13 protein-coding genes are annotated in these 13,940 nt (G+C 67.9%); 7 read left to right on the forward strand and 6 right to left on the reverse strand.

Annotated features, from left to right (window positions below; genetic code table 11):
- Positions 1 to 38: 38 nt before the first annotated feature.
- The 3 genes from acnD to prpB form a co-directional block, all read right to left on the reverse strand.
- On the reverse strand, positions 39 to 2,657 hold the full coding sequence (gene acnD, locus ACT6SE_RS15705) for a Fe/S-dependent 2-methylisocitrate dehydratase AcnD (protein WP_046431999.1): 2,619 nt from the start codon (positions 2,655 to 2,657) through the stop codon (positions 39 to 41).
- A gap of 97 nt (positions 2,658 to 2,754) precedes the next feature.
- On the reverse strand, positions 2,755 to 3,912 hold the full coding sequence (prpC, locus tag ACT6SE_RS15710; RefSeq protein WP_005418357.1) for a bifunctional 2-methylcitrate synthase/citrate synthase: 1,158 nt from the start codon (positions 3,910 to 3,912) through the stop codon (positions 2,755 to 2,757).
- Between the two features lie 35 nt (positions 3,913 to 3,947).
- Positions 3,948 to 4,841, reverse strand: a complete 894-nt coding sequence (prpB, locus tag ACT6SE_RS15715; RefSeq protein ID WP_005418360.1) for a methylisocitrate lyase — start codon at positions 4,839 to 4,841, stop codon at positions 3,948 to 3,950.
- A gap of 153 nt (positions 4,842 to 4,994) precedes the next feature.
- Here prpB and prpR point away from each other — a divergent pair, with 153 nt between their 5' ends.
- Positions 4,995 to 6,578 (forward strand): propionate catabolism operon regulatory protein PrpR, encoded by a 1,584-nt coding sequence (gene prpR / locus ACT6SE_RS15720; protein ID WP_046432000.1) that lies wholly within the window; start codon positions 4,995 to 4,997, stop codon positions 6,576 to 6,578.
- A gap of 74 nt (positions 6,579 to 6,652) precedes the next feature.
- On the opposite strand, the gene ACT6SE_RS15725 is transcribed toward prpR, so the two are convergent.
- Positions 6,653 to 7,105: a DoxX family protein gene (locus ACT6SE_RS15725; protein ID WP_032957082.1), complete on the reverse strand. Its 453-nt coding sequence runs from the start codon at positions 7,103 to 7,105 to the stop codon at positions 6,653 to 6,655.
- A 187-nt stretch (positions 7,106 to 7,292) separates the two neighbouring features.
- Complete coding sequence (gene pdxH / locus ACT6SE_RS15730) at positions 7,293 to 7,892, reverse strand: pyridoxamine 5'-phosphate oxidase (protein ID WP_046432001.1); 600 nt, start codon at positions 7,890 to 7,892, stop codon at positions 7,293 to 7,295.
- A gap of 40 nt (positions 7,893 to 7,932) precedes the next feature.
- Between pdxH and ACT6SE_RS15735 the strand changes: the two genes are divergently transcribed.
- Positions 7,933 to 8,760 (forward strand): kinase, encoded by an 828-nt coding sequence (locus ACT6SE_RS15735; RefSeq protein ID WP_046432003.1) that lies wholly within the window; start codon positions 7,933 to 7,935, stop codon positions 8,758 to 8,760.
- Between the two features lie 6 nt (positions 8,761 to 8,766).
- On the opposite strand, the gene ACT6SE_RS15740 is transcribed toward ACT6SE_RS15735, so the two are convergent.
- Positions 8,767 to 8,970 (reverse strand): dodecin family protein, encoded by a 204-nt coding sequence (locus ACT6SE_RS15740; protein WP_005410663.1) that lies wholly within the window; start codon positions 8,968 to 8,970, stop codon positions 8,767 to 8,769.
- A gap of 98 nt (positions 8,971 to 9,068) precedes the next feature.
- Here ACT6SE_RS15740 and ACT6SE_RS15745 point away from each other — a divergent pair, with 98 nt between their 5' ends.
- The 5 genes from ACT6SE_RS15745 to mdtD all read left to right on the forward strand — a co-directional run bounded on the left by ACT6SE_RS15745 (position 9,069) and on the right by mdtD (position 13,621).
- A complete protein-coding gene (locus ACT6SE_RS15745) occupies positions 9,069 to 9,611 on the forward strand; it encodes a shikimate kinase (protein WP_014648049.1) in 543 nt (180 codons plus the stop codon).
- Complete coding sequence (aroB, locus tag ACT6SE_RS15750) at positions 9,608 to 10,720, forward strand: 3-dehydroquinate synthase (RefSeq protein ID WP_046432005.1); 1,113 nt, start codon at positions 9,608 to 9,610, stop codon at positions 10,718 to 10,720. Before ACT6SE_RS15745 ends, aroB begins: the two co-directional genes overlap by 4 nt.
- A gap of 51 nt (positions 10,721 to 10,771) precedes the next feature.
- Entirely contained in the window at positions 10,772 to 11,011 is a 240-nt protein-coding gene (locus ACT6SE_RS15755; RefSeq protein WP_014648051.1) for a WGR domain-containing protein, read from the forward strand.
- Positions 11,012 to 11,036: 25 nt separating this feature from the next.
- The gene (gene hemE / locus ACT6SE_RS15760; RefSeq protein WP_046432007.1) at positions 11,037 to 12,119 is read left to right on the forward strand and encodes a uroporphyrinogen decarboxylase; all 1,083 of its coding nucleotides are present in this window, start codon (positions 11,037 to 11,039) and stop codon (positions 12,117 to 12,119) included.
- 92 nt (positions 12,120 to 12,211) lie between these two features.
- Positions 12,212 to 13,621, forward strand: a complete 1,410-nt coding sequence (gene mdtD / locus ACT6SE_RS15765; protein ID WP_046432009.1) for a multidrug transporter subunit MdtD — start codon at positions 12,212 to 12,214, stop codon at positions 13,619 to 13,621.
- The last annotated feature ends 319 nt before the right edge of the window (positions 13,622 to 13,940 follow it).

Consider the following 13,940-nt stretch of genomic DNA (forward strand, 5'->3'; position numbering starts at 1 on the left):
CATGGCGACAACTCGACACAAGGCAGCTATCTGCTGCCTTACGCCACCTTGGCGCCTTCCAGGAAGTCCTGGGCGAAACGCTGCAGCACGCCACCGGCTTCGTAGATCGCCACTTCCTCGTCGCTGTCCAGGCGGCAGGTCACTGGCACGATCACATCCTGGCCGTCGCGGCGGTGGATGACCAGGGTCAGGTCGGCGCGCGGGGTGCGCTCGCCGATCACGTCGAAGGTCTCGGTACCGTCGATGCCCAGGGTCAGGCGGGTGGTGCCCGGCTTGAACTCCAGCGGCAGCACGCCCATGCCGATCAGGTTGGTGCGGTGGATGCGTTCGAAGCCTTCGGCCACGATCGCTTCCACACCGGCCAGGCGCACGCCCTTGGCGGCCCAGTCACGCGAGCTGCCCTGGCCATAGTCGGCACCGGCGATGATGATCAGCGGCTGCTTGCGGTCCATGTAGGTCTCGATCGCTTCCCACATGCGCATCACCTCGCCTTCCGGCTCCACGCGCGCCAGCGAACCCTGCTTCACGCTGCCATCGTCGTTGCGCACCATTTCATTGAACAGCTTCGGGTTGGCGAAGGTGGCGCGCTGTGCGGTCAGGTGGTCACCGCGGTGGGTGGCGTAGGAATTGAAGTCCTCTTCCGGCAGGCCCATCTTCGCCAGGTATTCGCCGGCGGCACTGGACGCCAGGATCGCGTTGGACGGCGACAGGTGGTCGGTGGTGATGTTGTCCGGCAGCACCGCCAGCGCACGCATGCCCGACAGTGTGCGCTCACCGGCCAGTGCGCCCTCCCAGTACGGCGGACGGCGGATGTAGGTGCTCTGCGGGCGCCAGTCGTACAGCGGGCTGACCGCCGCGCCATGCTCCACGCGCACGTTGAACATCGGGTTGTAGACGCGGCGGAACTGCTCGGGCTTCACCGAGGCCTTCACCACCGCGTCGATCTCGGCATCGCTCGGCCAGATGTCCTTCAGGCGCACCTCGTTGCCCTCGGCATCCACGCCCAGCACGTCCTTCTCGATGTCGAAGCGCACGGTGCCGGCGATGGCATAGGCGATCACCAGCGGCGGCGACGCCAGGAAGGCCTGCTTCGCATACGGGTGGATGCGGCCATCGAAGTTGCGGTTGCCCGACAGCACGGCCGTGGCGTACAGGTCGCGATCGATGATCTCCTGCTGGATGGCCGGATCCAGCGCGCCACTCATGCCGTTGCAGGTGGTGCAGGCGAAGGCGACGATGCCGAAGCCGAGCTTTTCCAGGTCCGGCAGCAGGCCGGATTCTTCCAGGTACAGCTGCACCGCCTTCGAGCCCGGCGCCAGCGACGACTTTACCCACGGCTTGCGCAGCAGGCCACGTTCGTTGGCCTTGCGCGCCAGCAGTGCGGCAGCGATCACGTTGCGCGGGTTGGAGGTGTTGGTGCAGCTGGTGATGGCGGCGATGATCACCGCGCCGTCGGGCATCAGGCCCTGCGCCTGCTCGGCCCTGCCCGCTGCCAGCTTGGCTTTGTCGGCGATGCCGCGCTCGGCCAGCTCGGCAGTGGCCACGCGCTTGTGCGGGTTGGACGGGCCAGCCATGTTGCGCACCACGCTGGACAAGTCGAAGCGCAGCACGCGCTCGTACTGCGCGGTGGCCAGGTCATCGGCCCACAGGCCGGTGGTGCGCGCATAGTTCTCCACCAGCGCCACCTGCGATTCCTCGCGGCCGGTCAGGCGCAGGTAATCGATGGTCTGCCCGTCGATATAGAACATCGCGGCGGTGGCGCCGTATTCGGGGCACATGTTGGAGATGGTGGCGCGGTCACCGATGGTCAGTGCCGACGCCCCCTCGCCGAAGAATTCAAGATACGCACCCACCACGCGTTCCTTGCGCAGGAACTCGGTCAGTGCCAGCACCACGTCGGTGGCGGTGATGCCCGGCTGCGGCCTGCCGGTCAGCTCGACGCCGATGATATCCGGCAGGCGCATCCACGACGCGCGGCCCAGCATCACGTTCTCCGCTTCCAGGCCGCCAACACCAATCGCGATCACGCCCAGCGCGTCGACGTGCGGGGTGTGGCTATCGGTGCCCACGCAGGTATCCGGGAAGGCTACGCCGTCCTGCACGTAGATCACCGGCGACATCTTCTCCAGGTTGATCTGGTGCATGATGCCGTTGCCCGGCGGAATCACGTCCACGTTCTGGAACGCCTGCTTGGTCCAGTCGATGAAGTGGAAACGGTCTTCGTTGCGGCGATCCTCGATGGCGCGGTTCTTCTCGAACGCCTGCGGATCGTAGCCACCGCATTCCACCGCCAGCGAGTGATCGACGATCAACTGCACCGGCACCACCGGATTGACCTTGGCCGGGTCGCCGCCCTTGTCGGCGATCGCATCACGCAGGCCGGCCAGGTCCACCAGCGCGGTCTGGCCGAGGATGTCGTGGCACACCACGCGTGCCGGGAACCACGGGAAGTCGAGGTCGCGACGGCGCTCGATCAGCTGCTTCAGCGAATCGCCGAGCGTGGTCGGATCGCAGCGGCGCACCAGGTTCTCGGCCAGCACGCGCGAGGTGTACGGCAGGGTGGCATAGGCGCCGGGCTGGATCGCATCGACAGCGGCGCGCGCGTCGAAATAGTCCAGCGCGCTGCCGGGGAGGTTCTTGCGGTAATCGGTATTCATGGGCTGGCGGAGTGCTTGGGGCGGGCCGGATGCCGGCGGTGCGGCGGCGAAAGCACCCGGCCGGCATGCGGCCGGCCGGATGGGTACAGCAGGGGGATCAGACGCGCTTGTCGATGGCAACGAAGTCGCGGTCTTCCGGACCGATGTAATTGGCGCTCGGGCGGATGATCTTGCCGTCGATGCGCTGCTCGATGATGTGCGCGCTCCAGCCGGCGGTGCGCGCGATCACGAACAGCGGGGTGAACATCGCGGTCGGCACGCCCATCATGTGGTAGCTGACCGCACTGAACCAGTCCAGGTTCGGGAACATCTTCTTGATGTCCCACATCACCGATTCCAGGCGCTCGGCGATGTCGTACATCTTCATGCTCGACTGTTCCTCGGACAGCTCGCGGGCCACGTCCTTGATCACCTTGTTGCGCGGATCGGAGACGGTATAGACCGGGTGGCCGAAACCGATCACCACTTCCTTGCGCTCGACGCGCGCCTTGATGTCCTCCTCGGCCTCATCCGGGTTGTCGTAGCGCTTCTGCACTTCGAACGCCACTTCGTTGGCGCCGCCATGCTTCGGGCCACGCAGCGCACCGATGCCACCGCAGATCGCGCTGTACATGTCGCTGCCGGTACCGGCGATGACACGGCAGGTGAAGGTCGAGGCGTTGAACTCGTGCTCGGCGTACAGGATCAGCGAGGTGTGCATCGCCTTCACCCACGAATCCTGCGGCTTTTCGCCATGCAGCAGGTGCAGGAAGTGGCCGCCGATCGAATCATCGTCGGTTTCCACATCGATGGCGCGGCCGTTGTGGCTCCAGTGGTACCAGTACAGCAGCATCGAACCGAGGCAGGCCATCAGCTTGTCGGCGATGTCGCGCGCGCCCGGGTGGTTGTGGTCGTCCTTCTCCGGTGCCACGCAGCCGAGCACGGACACGCCGGTGCGCATCACGTCCATCGGGTGCGCCGACGGCGGCAGCTCTTCCAGCGCGGCCTTCACCGCGGCGGGGATCCCACGCAGCGACTTCAGCTTGGCCTTGTACGAAACCAGCTCGGCGCGGGTCGGCAGCTTGCCGTGCACCAGCAGGTAGGCGATTTCCTCGAACTCGCTGGTGTTGGCCAGGTCCAGGATGTCATAGCCGCGGTAGTGCAGGTCGTTGCCGCTGCGGCCCACGCTGCACAGCGCGGTGTTGCCGGCCGCGGTGCCGGACAGGGCGACGGACTTCTTCGGCTTGAAGGTCGGGGTTGCGGTCGTATCGTTCATGTTTCCCTCCGAAACTTGATGGTGCAGGGTACTGCTTATTTCTTGGCGGCGAACAGCGCATCGAGCTGCTGCTCGAAGGCGTGATAGCCGATGCGGTCGTAGAGTTCCTCGCGGGTCTGCATGGTTTCCACCACGTTGCGCTGGTGGCCATCGCGGCGCACCGCCTGGTAGACGTTCTCGGCGGCCTTGTTGGCGGCACGGAACGCCGACAGCGGGAACAGCTGGATGGCGACGCCGGCCGAGGCCAGTTCATCGCGGCTGAACAGCGGGGTGGCGCCGAATTCGGTGATGTTGGCCAGCACCGGCACCTTCACCGCGTCGACGAAGCGGCGGTAGGTATCCAGATCGTAGGCGGCCTCGGCGAAGATGCCGTCGGCACCGGCCTCGACACAGGCGATGGCGCGCTCGATCGCCTTGTCCACGCCGTCCACCTGGATGGCGTCGGTGCGCGCGATCAGGAAGAAGTCCGGATCGGTCTTGGCATCGGCAGCGGCCTTCACACGGTCGACCATTTCACCCTGCGAGACGATCTCCTTGCCCGGACGATGGCCGCAACGCTTGGCACCGACCTGGTCCTCGATGTGGCAGGCGGCCGCGCCGGCCTTGATCAGCGACTTCACGGTGCGCGCGATATTGAACGCGCTCGGGCCGAAGCCGGTGTCGATGTCGACCATCAACGGCAGGTCGCAGACATCGGTGATGCGGCGCACGTCCACCAGCACGTCTTCCAGGGTGTTGATGCCCAGGTCCGGCAGGCCCAGCGAGCCTGCGGCAACGCCGCCGCCGGACAGGTAAATGGCACGGAAGCCGGCGCGCTTGGCCAGCAGGGCGTGGTTGGCGTTGATCGCACCGATCACCTGCAGCGGCGATTCGGCAGCCAGCGCCTCACGGAAGCGGGCACCGGCGGAGAAAGGGGCAGAAGCGGTCATGCGGCAATCCAGGTTGAAGTACGGGAAAGGAAGCGCAAGCACCATGCCAAGCTGCAAGCGGTTGATTTCACGGGAATGACCGGCATGCAACAGTGGAACATATGAAACATTGAAACGGATGTATCATGAAACATCCTCCCCGAAACGGCTGCCATGTATCTGCCCCGCTCCCCCCTGCGCCATGCCGATGCCGACCCGGGCCGTCCGGTGATCTGGACGGTCAGCGTCTCGCGGCTGACCGGCCTGCTCGGCGACGTGATCCCCGAGTTCGACCGCCGCGCGCGTATCGAACAGATCAACCTCGGCTTCGAGGAAGCGGTGGAGGTGATCGGCCAACGCCTGCGTCGCGAGCACTGCGACGTGGTCATCGCTGGCGGCTCCAACGCGGCCTGGCTGCGCGGCCGGCTGGAGCTGCCACTGGTGCCGATCCAGGCCAACGGCTTCGACCTGATGGAAGCGCTGGCCCGGGCACGGCGTATCGCCAGCCGCATCGGCCTGGTCACCCACGCCAGCGACGTACCGGTGTTCAGCAACTTCCAGCAGAGCTTCGGCCTGGATATCGAGCATCGCCGCTTCGTCACCCGCGAGGACGCCCGCGACTGCATCGCCGACCTGCGCGCCAACGGCATCGAGGTGATCGTCGGCACCGGCATGGCCATCGACCATGCCGAGCACGCCGGCCTGCCCGGGGTGCTGCTGTATTCGGCCGACTCGGTGCGGCAGGCGTTCGAACATGCGCTGGAACTGACCCAGACCCTGGCACGTTCCGGCAGCAACCGCGCTGCACCGCGCCGGCGCCCGGCAGCGCGTGCCGATGCGCATGAACTGCTCGGCGACAGCGACGCGATGGCGCAGGTGCGCGCGCAGATCGCGCTGTATGCCCCACATGACAGCACCGTGCTGGTCAGCGGCGAAACCGGCACCGGCAAGGAACTGGTGGCGCGCCAGCTGCACGCCGCCAGCGGGCGCCGTGGCCGCTTCGTCGCGCTGAACTGTGGCGCGATCAGCGAATCGCTGCTGGAAGCGGAGCTGTTCGGCTACAGCGATGGCGCCTTCACCGGCGCACGGCGTGGCGGCCGCGTTGGCCTGGTGGAAGCTGCAGATGGCGGCACCCTGTTCCTGGACGAAATCGGCGAACTGCCGCTGCCGCTGCAGACCCGCCTGCTGCGGGTGCTGGAGGAACGTGAAGTGCTGCGCGTGGGTGCCACCGAACCGACGCCGGTGGACCTGCGCGTGGTCGCCGCCACCCTGCAGTCGCTGGAGCAGCGCGCGGCGACCGGCAGCTTCCGCCGCGACCTGTATTACCGCCTGGCCGCGCTGCGGATTGCCCTGCCCTCGCTGCGCGCCCGACGCGGTGACATCCCGTTGCTGGCGCAGCATTTCTTCCGCCAGCTGCGTGGCATCGACGCGCCATTGGATGAGGCGGCGCTGGCGGTGCTGTGCGCGGCCGAGTGGCCGGGAAACGTGCGCGAGCTGCGCAATCTGGTCGATCGCCTGCGCATCCACTGGCAGCCCGGTGAAGGGCTGATCGATGCCGCGCGACTGCTCCAGCTGGCGCCTGAGCTGGTGCATGAAGGTGTCGCGGCGTTGCCGGTGGAAAGCAACGGCAGGCGCCCACCGCGGGCCAAGCTGGAAGCACTGTTGCGGGAACACCGGCATGATCGCGAGGGCATGGCGCAGGCGCTGGGCGTGTCACGCACCACGCTGTGGCGCTGGCTGCGCGCGGAGGACCTGTAAAGCCGAGCCCATGCCCGGCTGATGTTCCCGCGTAAGCAGCCGAGCATGGGCTCGGCTCTACAGGGTGCCTGTCGTCAGCGCGCTTCGATGGCGAACCGTCCACTACCCACTGCGGCAATCCACAGCAGCAGTACGCCCAGCGGCACTTCGCTCAGGTAGAAGAACCAGCTCAGCCAATCCAGCACGCCAAGCCCTGCCGGAATGCGCGCGATGCCATCGGTCAGCGCAGCCACTACGCAGATCGCCGCCAGCAGCAGGGCCGAGGGGCGGCTCAAAAGGCCCAGCACCAGCAGACCACCCGCAATCCACTCGATCGCACCGAGTACCGGCGCACTGAACACCGGGAATGGGATACCGGCATCGACCAGCGTATGCACCATGCGCTCGCGCCCGGCGTCGGTGAACACCTTGTTCCAGCCGGACACGCAGAACATCACACCGGCGACGATGCGGGCGAGCAGCAACAACAACGCTTCCACGCCGCGGCGTGGTGGCGGCACGGCAAACAGGCAACGCCAGGAGGGCATGGCAACTCCGCAGATCGAGGGCATCGCAGCGAGTGTGCCCGTCGCCGACCTGCTCGTGCATGAAGCGGACCAGTCCGTTCGCGACAAACGCAGGTTGCTGTAGAGCCGAGCCCATGCTCGGCTGCTCCTGCGAGAACATCAGCCGAGCATGGGCTCGGCTCTACAGCAGCCCCAGCACCACCCCGCCTTACGGGTACAGCAGGCGCTTGCTCCAGCGCCCTTCGGCGCCGGCTTCATAGCACCAGCGCTCGTGCAGGCGGAACTGCGCGCCATACCAGAACTCGATGCGGTCAGGCACCACGCGCAGGCCGCTCCAGCCCTCCGGGCGCGGCACGTCCTTGCCCTCGAAGCGGGCTTCGACCTCGGCCACGCGCGCATCGAATTCCTCGCGCGTTGCCAGCGTCTTCGACTGCTGCGAGGCCCAGGCACCGATCTGGCTCATGCGTGGACGGCTGGCGAAATAGGCGTCGGCCTCGGCAGCGGCAACCTGCTCGACGCGACCCTCGATGCGCACCTGGATGCCGGCCTCGCGCAGGCTGCGCCACAGGAACAGCAGTGCAGCCTGCGGATTGGCCTGCAGCTCCTGGCCCTTGTGGCTGTCCAGGTGGGTGTAGAACACGAAGCCGCGCTCATCGAACGCCTTCAGCAGCACGGTGCGCGCCGAGGGACGACCCTGCGTATCGGCGGTGGCCACGGTCATCGCGTTCGGCTCGACCTCGCGGCTCTGTTTGGCCTCGTCGAACAGGCCGGCAAACGTGGACAGGGCTTCGGCGTACAGGTCGCTCATGATTGCGTTCTTCTCACACGGATTGGGCTATTGTGGCTGCATGGCCGCTGCTGCGTATATGCCCCAGGTGAAAGGATTCCCCGAAACATTGGCCGAACAGGCGCTGGATGATGCGCTGGGCAGCGGCGCAGCGGTTCCAGTATTGGCGATCAGCGGCCTGCAGGGGAGCGGCAAATCGACGCTGGCGGCGCAGGTGGTGGCCCGTGCCCAGGCACGCGGCCTGAACGCAGCCACGCTGTCGATCGATGATGTCTACCTGACCCGCGCACAGCGCCAACGGCTGGCCCGCCAGGTGCACCCACTGCTGATCACCCGCGGCCCGCCCGGCACCCACGACCTGCCGCTGGCCCATGCGGTATTGAACGCCGTGGCCGCACGCCAGCCCTTCGCAATGCCGCGCTTCGACAAGCTGGCCGACGAGCGCCTGCCCGAAGCGCACTGGCCGCAGCTGCAGCAACCGCTGGACCTGCTGGTATTCGAAGGCTGGTTCCTGGGCACGCCCGCGCAGGATGACGACGCGCTGGACAGCCCGTTGAACGCACTGGAACGCGAAGCCGACGCCGATGGCCGCTGGCGGCGCTGGTGCAACCAGGCGCTGGCCCGTGACTACCCGGCGTTGTGGCAGCGCTGCGACCGCCTGTGGTTCCTGCAGCCGCCGGATTTCTCGGTGGTACCACGCTGGCGCTGGCAGCAGGAGCAGAACCTGCAGGCCGCGCAGCCGGGCCGGCACGGCATGAGCCGGCCACAGCTGGAGCGCTTCGTGCAGTACTACGAGCGGGTCAGCCGGCAGGCATTGAGCGCCCTGCCCGCCCTGGCCGACCACGTGGTGGTGCTGGACGGCCAGCGACAGGTGCAGGACGTGCGCTGAACGCGCCTATTCCACCAGGAAAGTCACCCGCAGGTTGACCCGCCATTCGGTGATCTCGCCGCTGCCATTGGTGACCACCTTGGTCTCGTTCACCCAGGCGCCCTGGATGCCCTTGACCGTCTCGGAGACCTTCTTCAGCCCGCTGCGCACGGCGTCTTCCACGCTTTTCGGCGAGGACGCAGTGATTTCGATGACCTTGGCGACCGTCATGGCCTGTACTCCGTCTGGCGCGGGAGACCCCGCAGGAACGCCCACCCTGACGTGAAGAACGTAAAGGCCAGGGCACGGAGGTGTTAGCATCAGAAGGCATGAATCCTGCTCCGAACCTGATCCTGATCGGCCCGATGGGCGCCGGCAAAACCTGCATCGGCCGCCGCCTGGCCGAGCGTTTCACGCTGGACTTCGTCGATGTCGACCAGGCCATCGTCGATGCCGCCGGCGCCAGCATTCCGACCATCTTCGAGCATTCCGGCGAAGCCGGCTTCCGCAGCCATGAACGCCAGGCGCTTGCGCGGGTACTGGAAGGCCGTGGCCAGCTGGTCTCCACCGGTGGCGGCGCCGTGCTGGATCCGGACAATCGTGCACTGATCGCCCGGCGCGGCTTCGTGGTCTATCTGCGGGTCAGCGTGGCCGAACAGCTCGAGCGCCTGGCCCGCGACAAGGGCCGGCCGCTGCTGCAGCGCCCGGACCGCGAGCAGGTGCTGCACGATCTGGCCGCACACCGCGACCCGCTGTACCGCGAACTGGCCGACCTCACCCTCGACACCGACCCGTATACCGCTGCCGATGCGACCGCCCAACTGGTGGTCAAGCTGGCCACGCAATGGCAGCGCCAGGACCTGACCGCATGACCTCCCCCGCCCTGCTGCAGGTCGCCGTTGGCGGCGACCGCCCCTACTCCATCACCATCGGCGCCGGTGCCCAGGCCGATGGCACCGCGCTGGCCTCGCACGTGCGCGGCCGTCATGTGCTGCTGCTCAGCGACAGTGAAGTCGCCCCGCGCTATCTGGCGCCGGTGAAGCAGACGCTGCTGGCCGCTCGCCCCGACCTGGTCATCGGCGAGCACGTGCTGGCCGCGGGCGAAGCCTCCAAGACGCTGGCCGAGTTCGGCCGCGCGATCGAAGCGCTGGCCGCGCTCGGCGCCACCCGCGACGCCTGCGTCTTCGCCCTCGGCGGCGGCGTGGTCGGTGATCTCGCCGGTTTCGCTGCCGCCTGCTGGATGCGCGGCGTGGACTGCGTGCAGCTGCCGACCACCCTGCTGGCAATGGTCGATTCGTCGGTGGGCGGCAAGACCGCAGTCGACATTCCGACCGGCAAGAACCTGGTCGGTGCCTTCCATCCACCGCGTGCGGTCATCGCCGATACCCGCGTGCTGGCCACCCTGCCGCCACGCGAGCTGCGTGCCGGCCTGGCCGAAGTGGTGAAGTACGGCGCGCTGGGTGATGCCGTGTTCTTCGAGTGGCTGCAGCAGCATGCCGATGCGCTGCTGGCCGGCGAGGATGCGGTGCTGGCCGAGGCCATCGCGCGCAGCTGCCGGCACAAGGCCGCCATTGTCGAGCGCGACCCGTTCGAGAAGGGCGAGCGTGCCCTGCTCAACCTCGGCCACACCTTCGGCCACGCCATCGAGACCGAACAGGGCTATTCGGCCCCGGGCCGCGATGCACTGAACCACGGCGAGGCGGTGGCGGTGGGCATGGTGCTGGCGGCGAAGCTGTCCACCGACCTGGGCCTGGCCGACGATGCCGACCGCACGCGCCTGCAGGCCCTGCTGGAACGCCTCGGCCTGCCGGTGGCGATCCCGGGCGGGCTGGAGCCGCAGGCCCTGCTCGGCCGCATGCGCCTGGACAAGAAGAACGTGGCCGGCCGCCTGCGCCTGGTGTTGTGGCGCGGGATGGGCCGTGCCGAAGTGGTGCCGGACGTGGATGAAGCGGCGGTGCTGAAGGTGCTGTCGGTCCGGTAGTGCCGGCCGCGTTGCGGCCGGGGTCACCCTGGCCCCGCTACAATCGGCGCCATGCACGTCTACCTGCAACATCCCGATGCCGGCGCGCAGGCACCGCGCTTCCTGCGCCTGAGCCTGCTGCCGGACCTGTTCGGCGGCTGGGAGCTGCTGCGCGAGAGCGGCCGTGTCGGCAGCCGCTCGCAGCTGCGGCGCGAGCTGTTCCTGCAGGCCGACGACGCCCGCCACGCCTTCGAGAAGGCCCGTGATGCCGAACTGCATCGCGGCTTCCAGATCCTTTCGCACGGCGACTGACGCCGCTGCTCCTCCCGTCCAAGGAATGCCCATCGTGACCAGCCCTCTCCGCAACGATCGCCTGCTGCGCGCCCTGCGCCGCGAACCGGTGGACTGCACCCCCGTCTGGCTGATGCGCCAGGCCGGCCGCTACCTGCCGGAATACCGCGCGACCCGGGCCAAGGCCGGCAGCTTCCTGGCCATGGCCAAGACCCCGGAGATCGCCTGCGAAGTCACCCTGCAGCCGCTGCGCCGGTTCCCGCTGGACGCGGCCATCCTGTTCTCGGACATCCTCACCATTCCCGACGCGATGGGCCTGGAGCTGTACTTCGTCGAAGGCGAAGGCCCGAAGTTCCGGCACCCGGTGCGTGACGAAGCCGCCATCGCCCGGCTGGCGGTGCCGGACATGGAACAGGACCTGGGCTACGTGATGGATGCGGTACGGCTGATCCGCCGCGAACTGGACGGCCAGGTGCCGCTGATCGGCTTCTCCGGCAGCCCGTGGACACTGGCCTGCTACATGGTGGAAGGCGGTGGCAGCAAGGACTTTGCGCGCATCAAGGCGATGGCACTGAACCATCCGCAGGCCCTGCACCGCCTGCTGGAGGTCACCACCGAGGCGGTGATCGCCTACCTCGGCGCGCAGCGCGCCGCCGGTGCGCAGGCGCTGCAGGTGTTCGACACCTGGGGTGGCGTGCTGTCGCCGTCGATGTACCGCGAGTTCTCGCTGCGCTACCTGCAGCGCATTGCCGAGGGGCTGGAGCGCGGCGAAGGCAGCGAGCGCACGCCGCTGATCCTGTTCGGCAAGGGCACCGGCCTGCACCTGGAAGCGCTGTCGCAGACCGGCGCCGATGCACTCGGCCTGGACTGGACGCTGGACCTGGACGAGGCGATGCGCCGCACCCGTGGCCGCGTCGCGCTGCAGGGCAACCTCGACCCGACCACGCTGTACGCCTCGCCGGATGCGATCGCCGCGGCCGCCGCGCGCGTGCTCGACACCTATGCCGCCGGCAACGGCGGCTCGCGCGAGGGCCATGTGTTCAACCTCGGCCATGGCATGTCGCCGGACATGGACCCGGCGCATGTACAGGTGCTGGTCGACGCAGTGCACGCGCACAGCCAACGCTGAGCATTCCGCATGCAGGTACGGCGCGACCTTGATCGCGCCGTGACCCGCAGTGCGCGATCATGGCGGCCCCCACGCTGCACCGGCCGCACCCCATGTCCACATCGCCATCGACCTACAACCGCCAGCGTCCCCTGCTGTGGCTGGTGTCCCTGGCGATCTTCATGCAGATGCTGGACTCGACCATCGTCAACACGGCGTTGCCGGCGATGGCGGCCAGCCTGGGCGAGAGCCCGCTGCAGATGCAGTCGGTGGTGTTCAGCTATGCGCTGGCGGTGGCCACCTTCATTCCCGCCTCGGGCTGGATCGCCGACCGCTATGGCACCCGGCGCACCTTCCTGGTGGCGATCATCCTGTTCACCCTCGGCTCGCTGGCCTGCGCGCTGGCCCAGCACCTGCACCAGCTGGTCGGTGCGCGCGTGCTGCAGGGCATCGGCGGTGCGATGCTGCTGCCGGTCGGCCGGCTGGCGGTGATGCGCTCGGTGCCGCGCGAGGATTTCCTGCGCGCGATGAGCTTCATCGCCATCCCCGCGCTGGTCGGCCCGCTGATCGGCCCCACGCTGGGCGGCTGGCTGGTCGAGATCGCCTCATGGCACTGGGTGTTCCTGATCAACCTGCCGATCGGCGTGATCGGTTTCATCGCCGCGATGAAGATCATGCCCGACCATTACGCCAGCCACCGCACCCGCTTCGACCTGCGCGGCTACGTCATGCTGGCCTTCGCGATGGTGGTGCTGTCGCTGGCACTGGACGGCATCTCCGGGCTCGGCACGCCACACGCACTGGTGATGCTGATGACCGTGGCTGGCCTGGCCGCGCTGGTGGGCTACTGGCTGCACGCCGCCAACTCCACCGCGCCGCTGTTTTCGCTGGCCCTGTTCCGCGTGCCCAGCTACCGCATCGGCATTCTCGGCAACCTGTTCTCGCGCATCGGCAGCAGCGCGATGCCGATGCTGATCCCGCTGCTGCTGCAGGTCGGCCTCGGCCTGGGCCCGATGCATGCCGGCCTGATGATGGTGCCGGTAGCGGCCGCCGGCATGGTCTCCAAGCAGCTGGCGGTGAGGCTGGTCGAGCGCTTCGGTTACCGCCGCGTGCTGATGGTCAACACCGTGCTGGTCGGCCTGGCGATGGCCAGCTTCATCCTGATGACACCCGGCCAGCACCTGGCCTGGCGCCTGCTGCAGCTGGCGTTCTTCGGCGCGGTCAATTCGCTGCAGTTCACCGTGATGAACACCGTGACCCTGCGCGATCTGGACCGTGAGTTCGCCAGTTCCGGCAACAGCCTGCTGTCGATGGTGATGATGCTGGCCGCCGGTTTCGGCGCCGCAGCCGCCGGCAGCCTGCTGGCCGCGTTCGGCACCCACCTGGACAGCACCGACGCCACTGCGGCGTTGCATGCCACGTTCCTGTGCGTGGGCGCGATCACGCTGACCTCGACGATGATCTTCTGGCAGCTGCCCGACACCAAGCCCGAACCGCGGCAGGTCGAGCACGTCGCGGAGTGAAGGGGGTTCGGCAGGGCCTGCGGCCCTGCACCTGCAGAGGCCGAAGCCGAAGCAACAGCAACAGCAACAGCGAGCATTCCGTGGGTTGGCAGGGCGGTGCGGGCTTGCAGGACACGCCGTAAATCCCGCTCCGCGGTCCGGCCCAGCCGCCGGCGGCTGCGCGTTCGGGCGCTTGCGAAGCAGTGCTTCGCAAGCAAAGCGCCCTCACCCATGGGGGCTCGATGGCGCCATCCATGGCGCCAACGGTCCTGCAAGCCCACACCGCCCCACCTCTGACAGGTTCACGCGGCTGTGGGTAACGGCGACTGTTGGAACGCGC

Source organism: Stenotrophomonas sp. LC732, assembly GCF_052446685.1.
Classification (GTDB): Bacteria; Pseudomonadota; Gammaproteobacteria; order Xanthomonadales; family Xanthomonadaceae; genus Stenotrophomonas; species Stenotrophomonas muris.

Bases quoted from the DNA above. Each gene is read 5' to 3' on its own strand.
- ACT6SE_RS15755 (WP_014648051.1), top strand. From the start codon at position 10,772: ATGCACGTCTACCTGCAACATCCCGATGCCGGCGCGCAGGCACCGCGC.
- acnD (WP_046431999.1), bottom strand. From the start codon at position 2,657: ATGAATACCGATTACCGCAAGAACCTCCCCGGCAGCGCGCTGGACTAT.
- prpR (WP_046432000.1), top strand. From the start codon at position 4,995: ATGTATCTGCCCCGCTCCCCCCTGCGCCATGCCGATGCCGACCCGGGC.
- ACT6SE_RS15745 (WP_014648049.1), top strand. From the start codon at position 9,069: ATGAATCCTGCTCCGAACCTGATCCTGATCGGCCCGATGGGCGCCGGC.
- pdxH (WP_046432001.1), bottom strand. From the start codon at position 7,892: ATGAGCGACCTGTACGCCGAAGCCCTGTCCACGTTTGCCGGCCTGTTC.
- mdtD (WP_046432009.1), top strand. From the start codon at position 12,212: ATGTCCACATCGCCATCGACCTACAACCGCCAGCGTCCCCTGCTGTGG.
- prpB (WP_005418360.1), bottom strand. From the start codon at position 4,841: ATGACCGCTTCTGCCCCTTTCTCCGCCGGTGCCCGCTTCCGTGAGGCG.
- ACT6SE_RS15740 (WP_005410663.1), bottom strand. From the start codon at position 8,970: ATGACGGTCGCCAAGGTCATCGAAATCACTGCGTCCTCGCCGAAAAGC.
- ACT6SE_RS15735 (WP_046432003.1), top strand. From the start codon at position 7,933: ATGGCCGCTGCTGCGTATATGCCCCAGGTGAAAGGATTCCCCGAAACA.
- prpC (WP_005418357.1), bottom strand. From the start codon at position 3,912: ATGAACGATACGACCGCAACCCCGACCTTCAAGCCGAAGAAGTCCGTC.
- ACT6SE_RS15725 (WP_032957082.1), bottom strand. From the start codon at position 7,105: ATGCCCTCCTGGCGTTGCCTGTTTGCCGTGCCGCCACCACGCCGCGGC.
- hemE (WP_046432007.1), top strand. From the start codon at position 11,037: ATGCCCATCGTGACCAGCCCTCTCCGCAACGATCGCCTGCTGCGCGCC.
- aroB (WP_046432005.1), top strand. From the start codon at position 9,608: ATGACCTCCCCCGCCCTGCTGCAGGTCGCCGTTGGCGGCGACCGCCCC.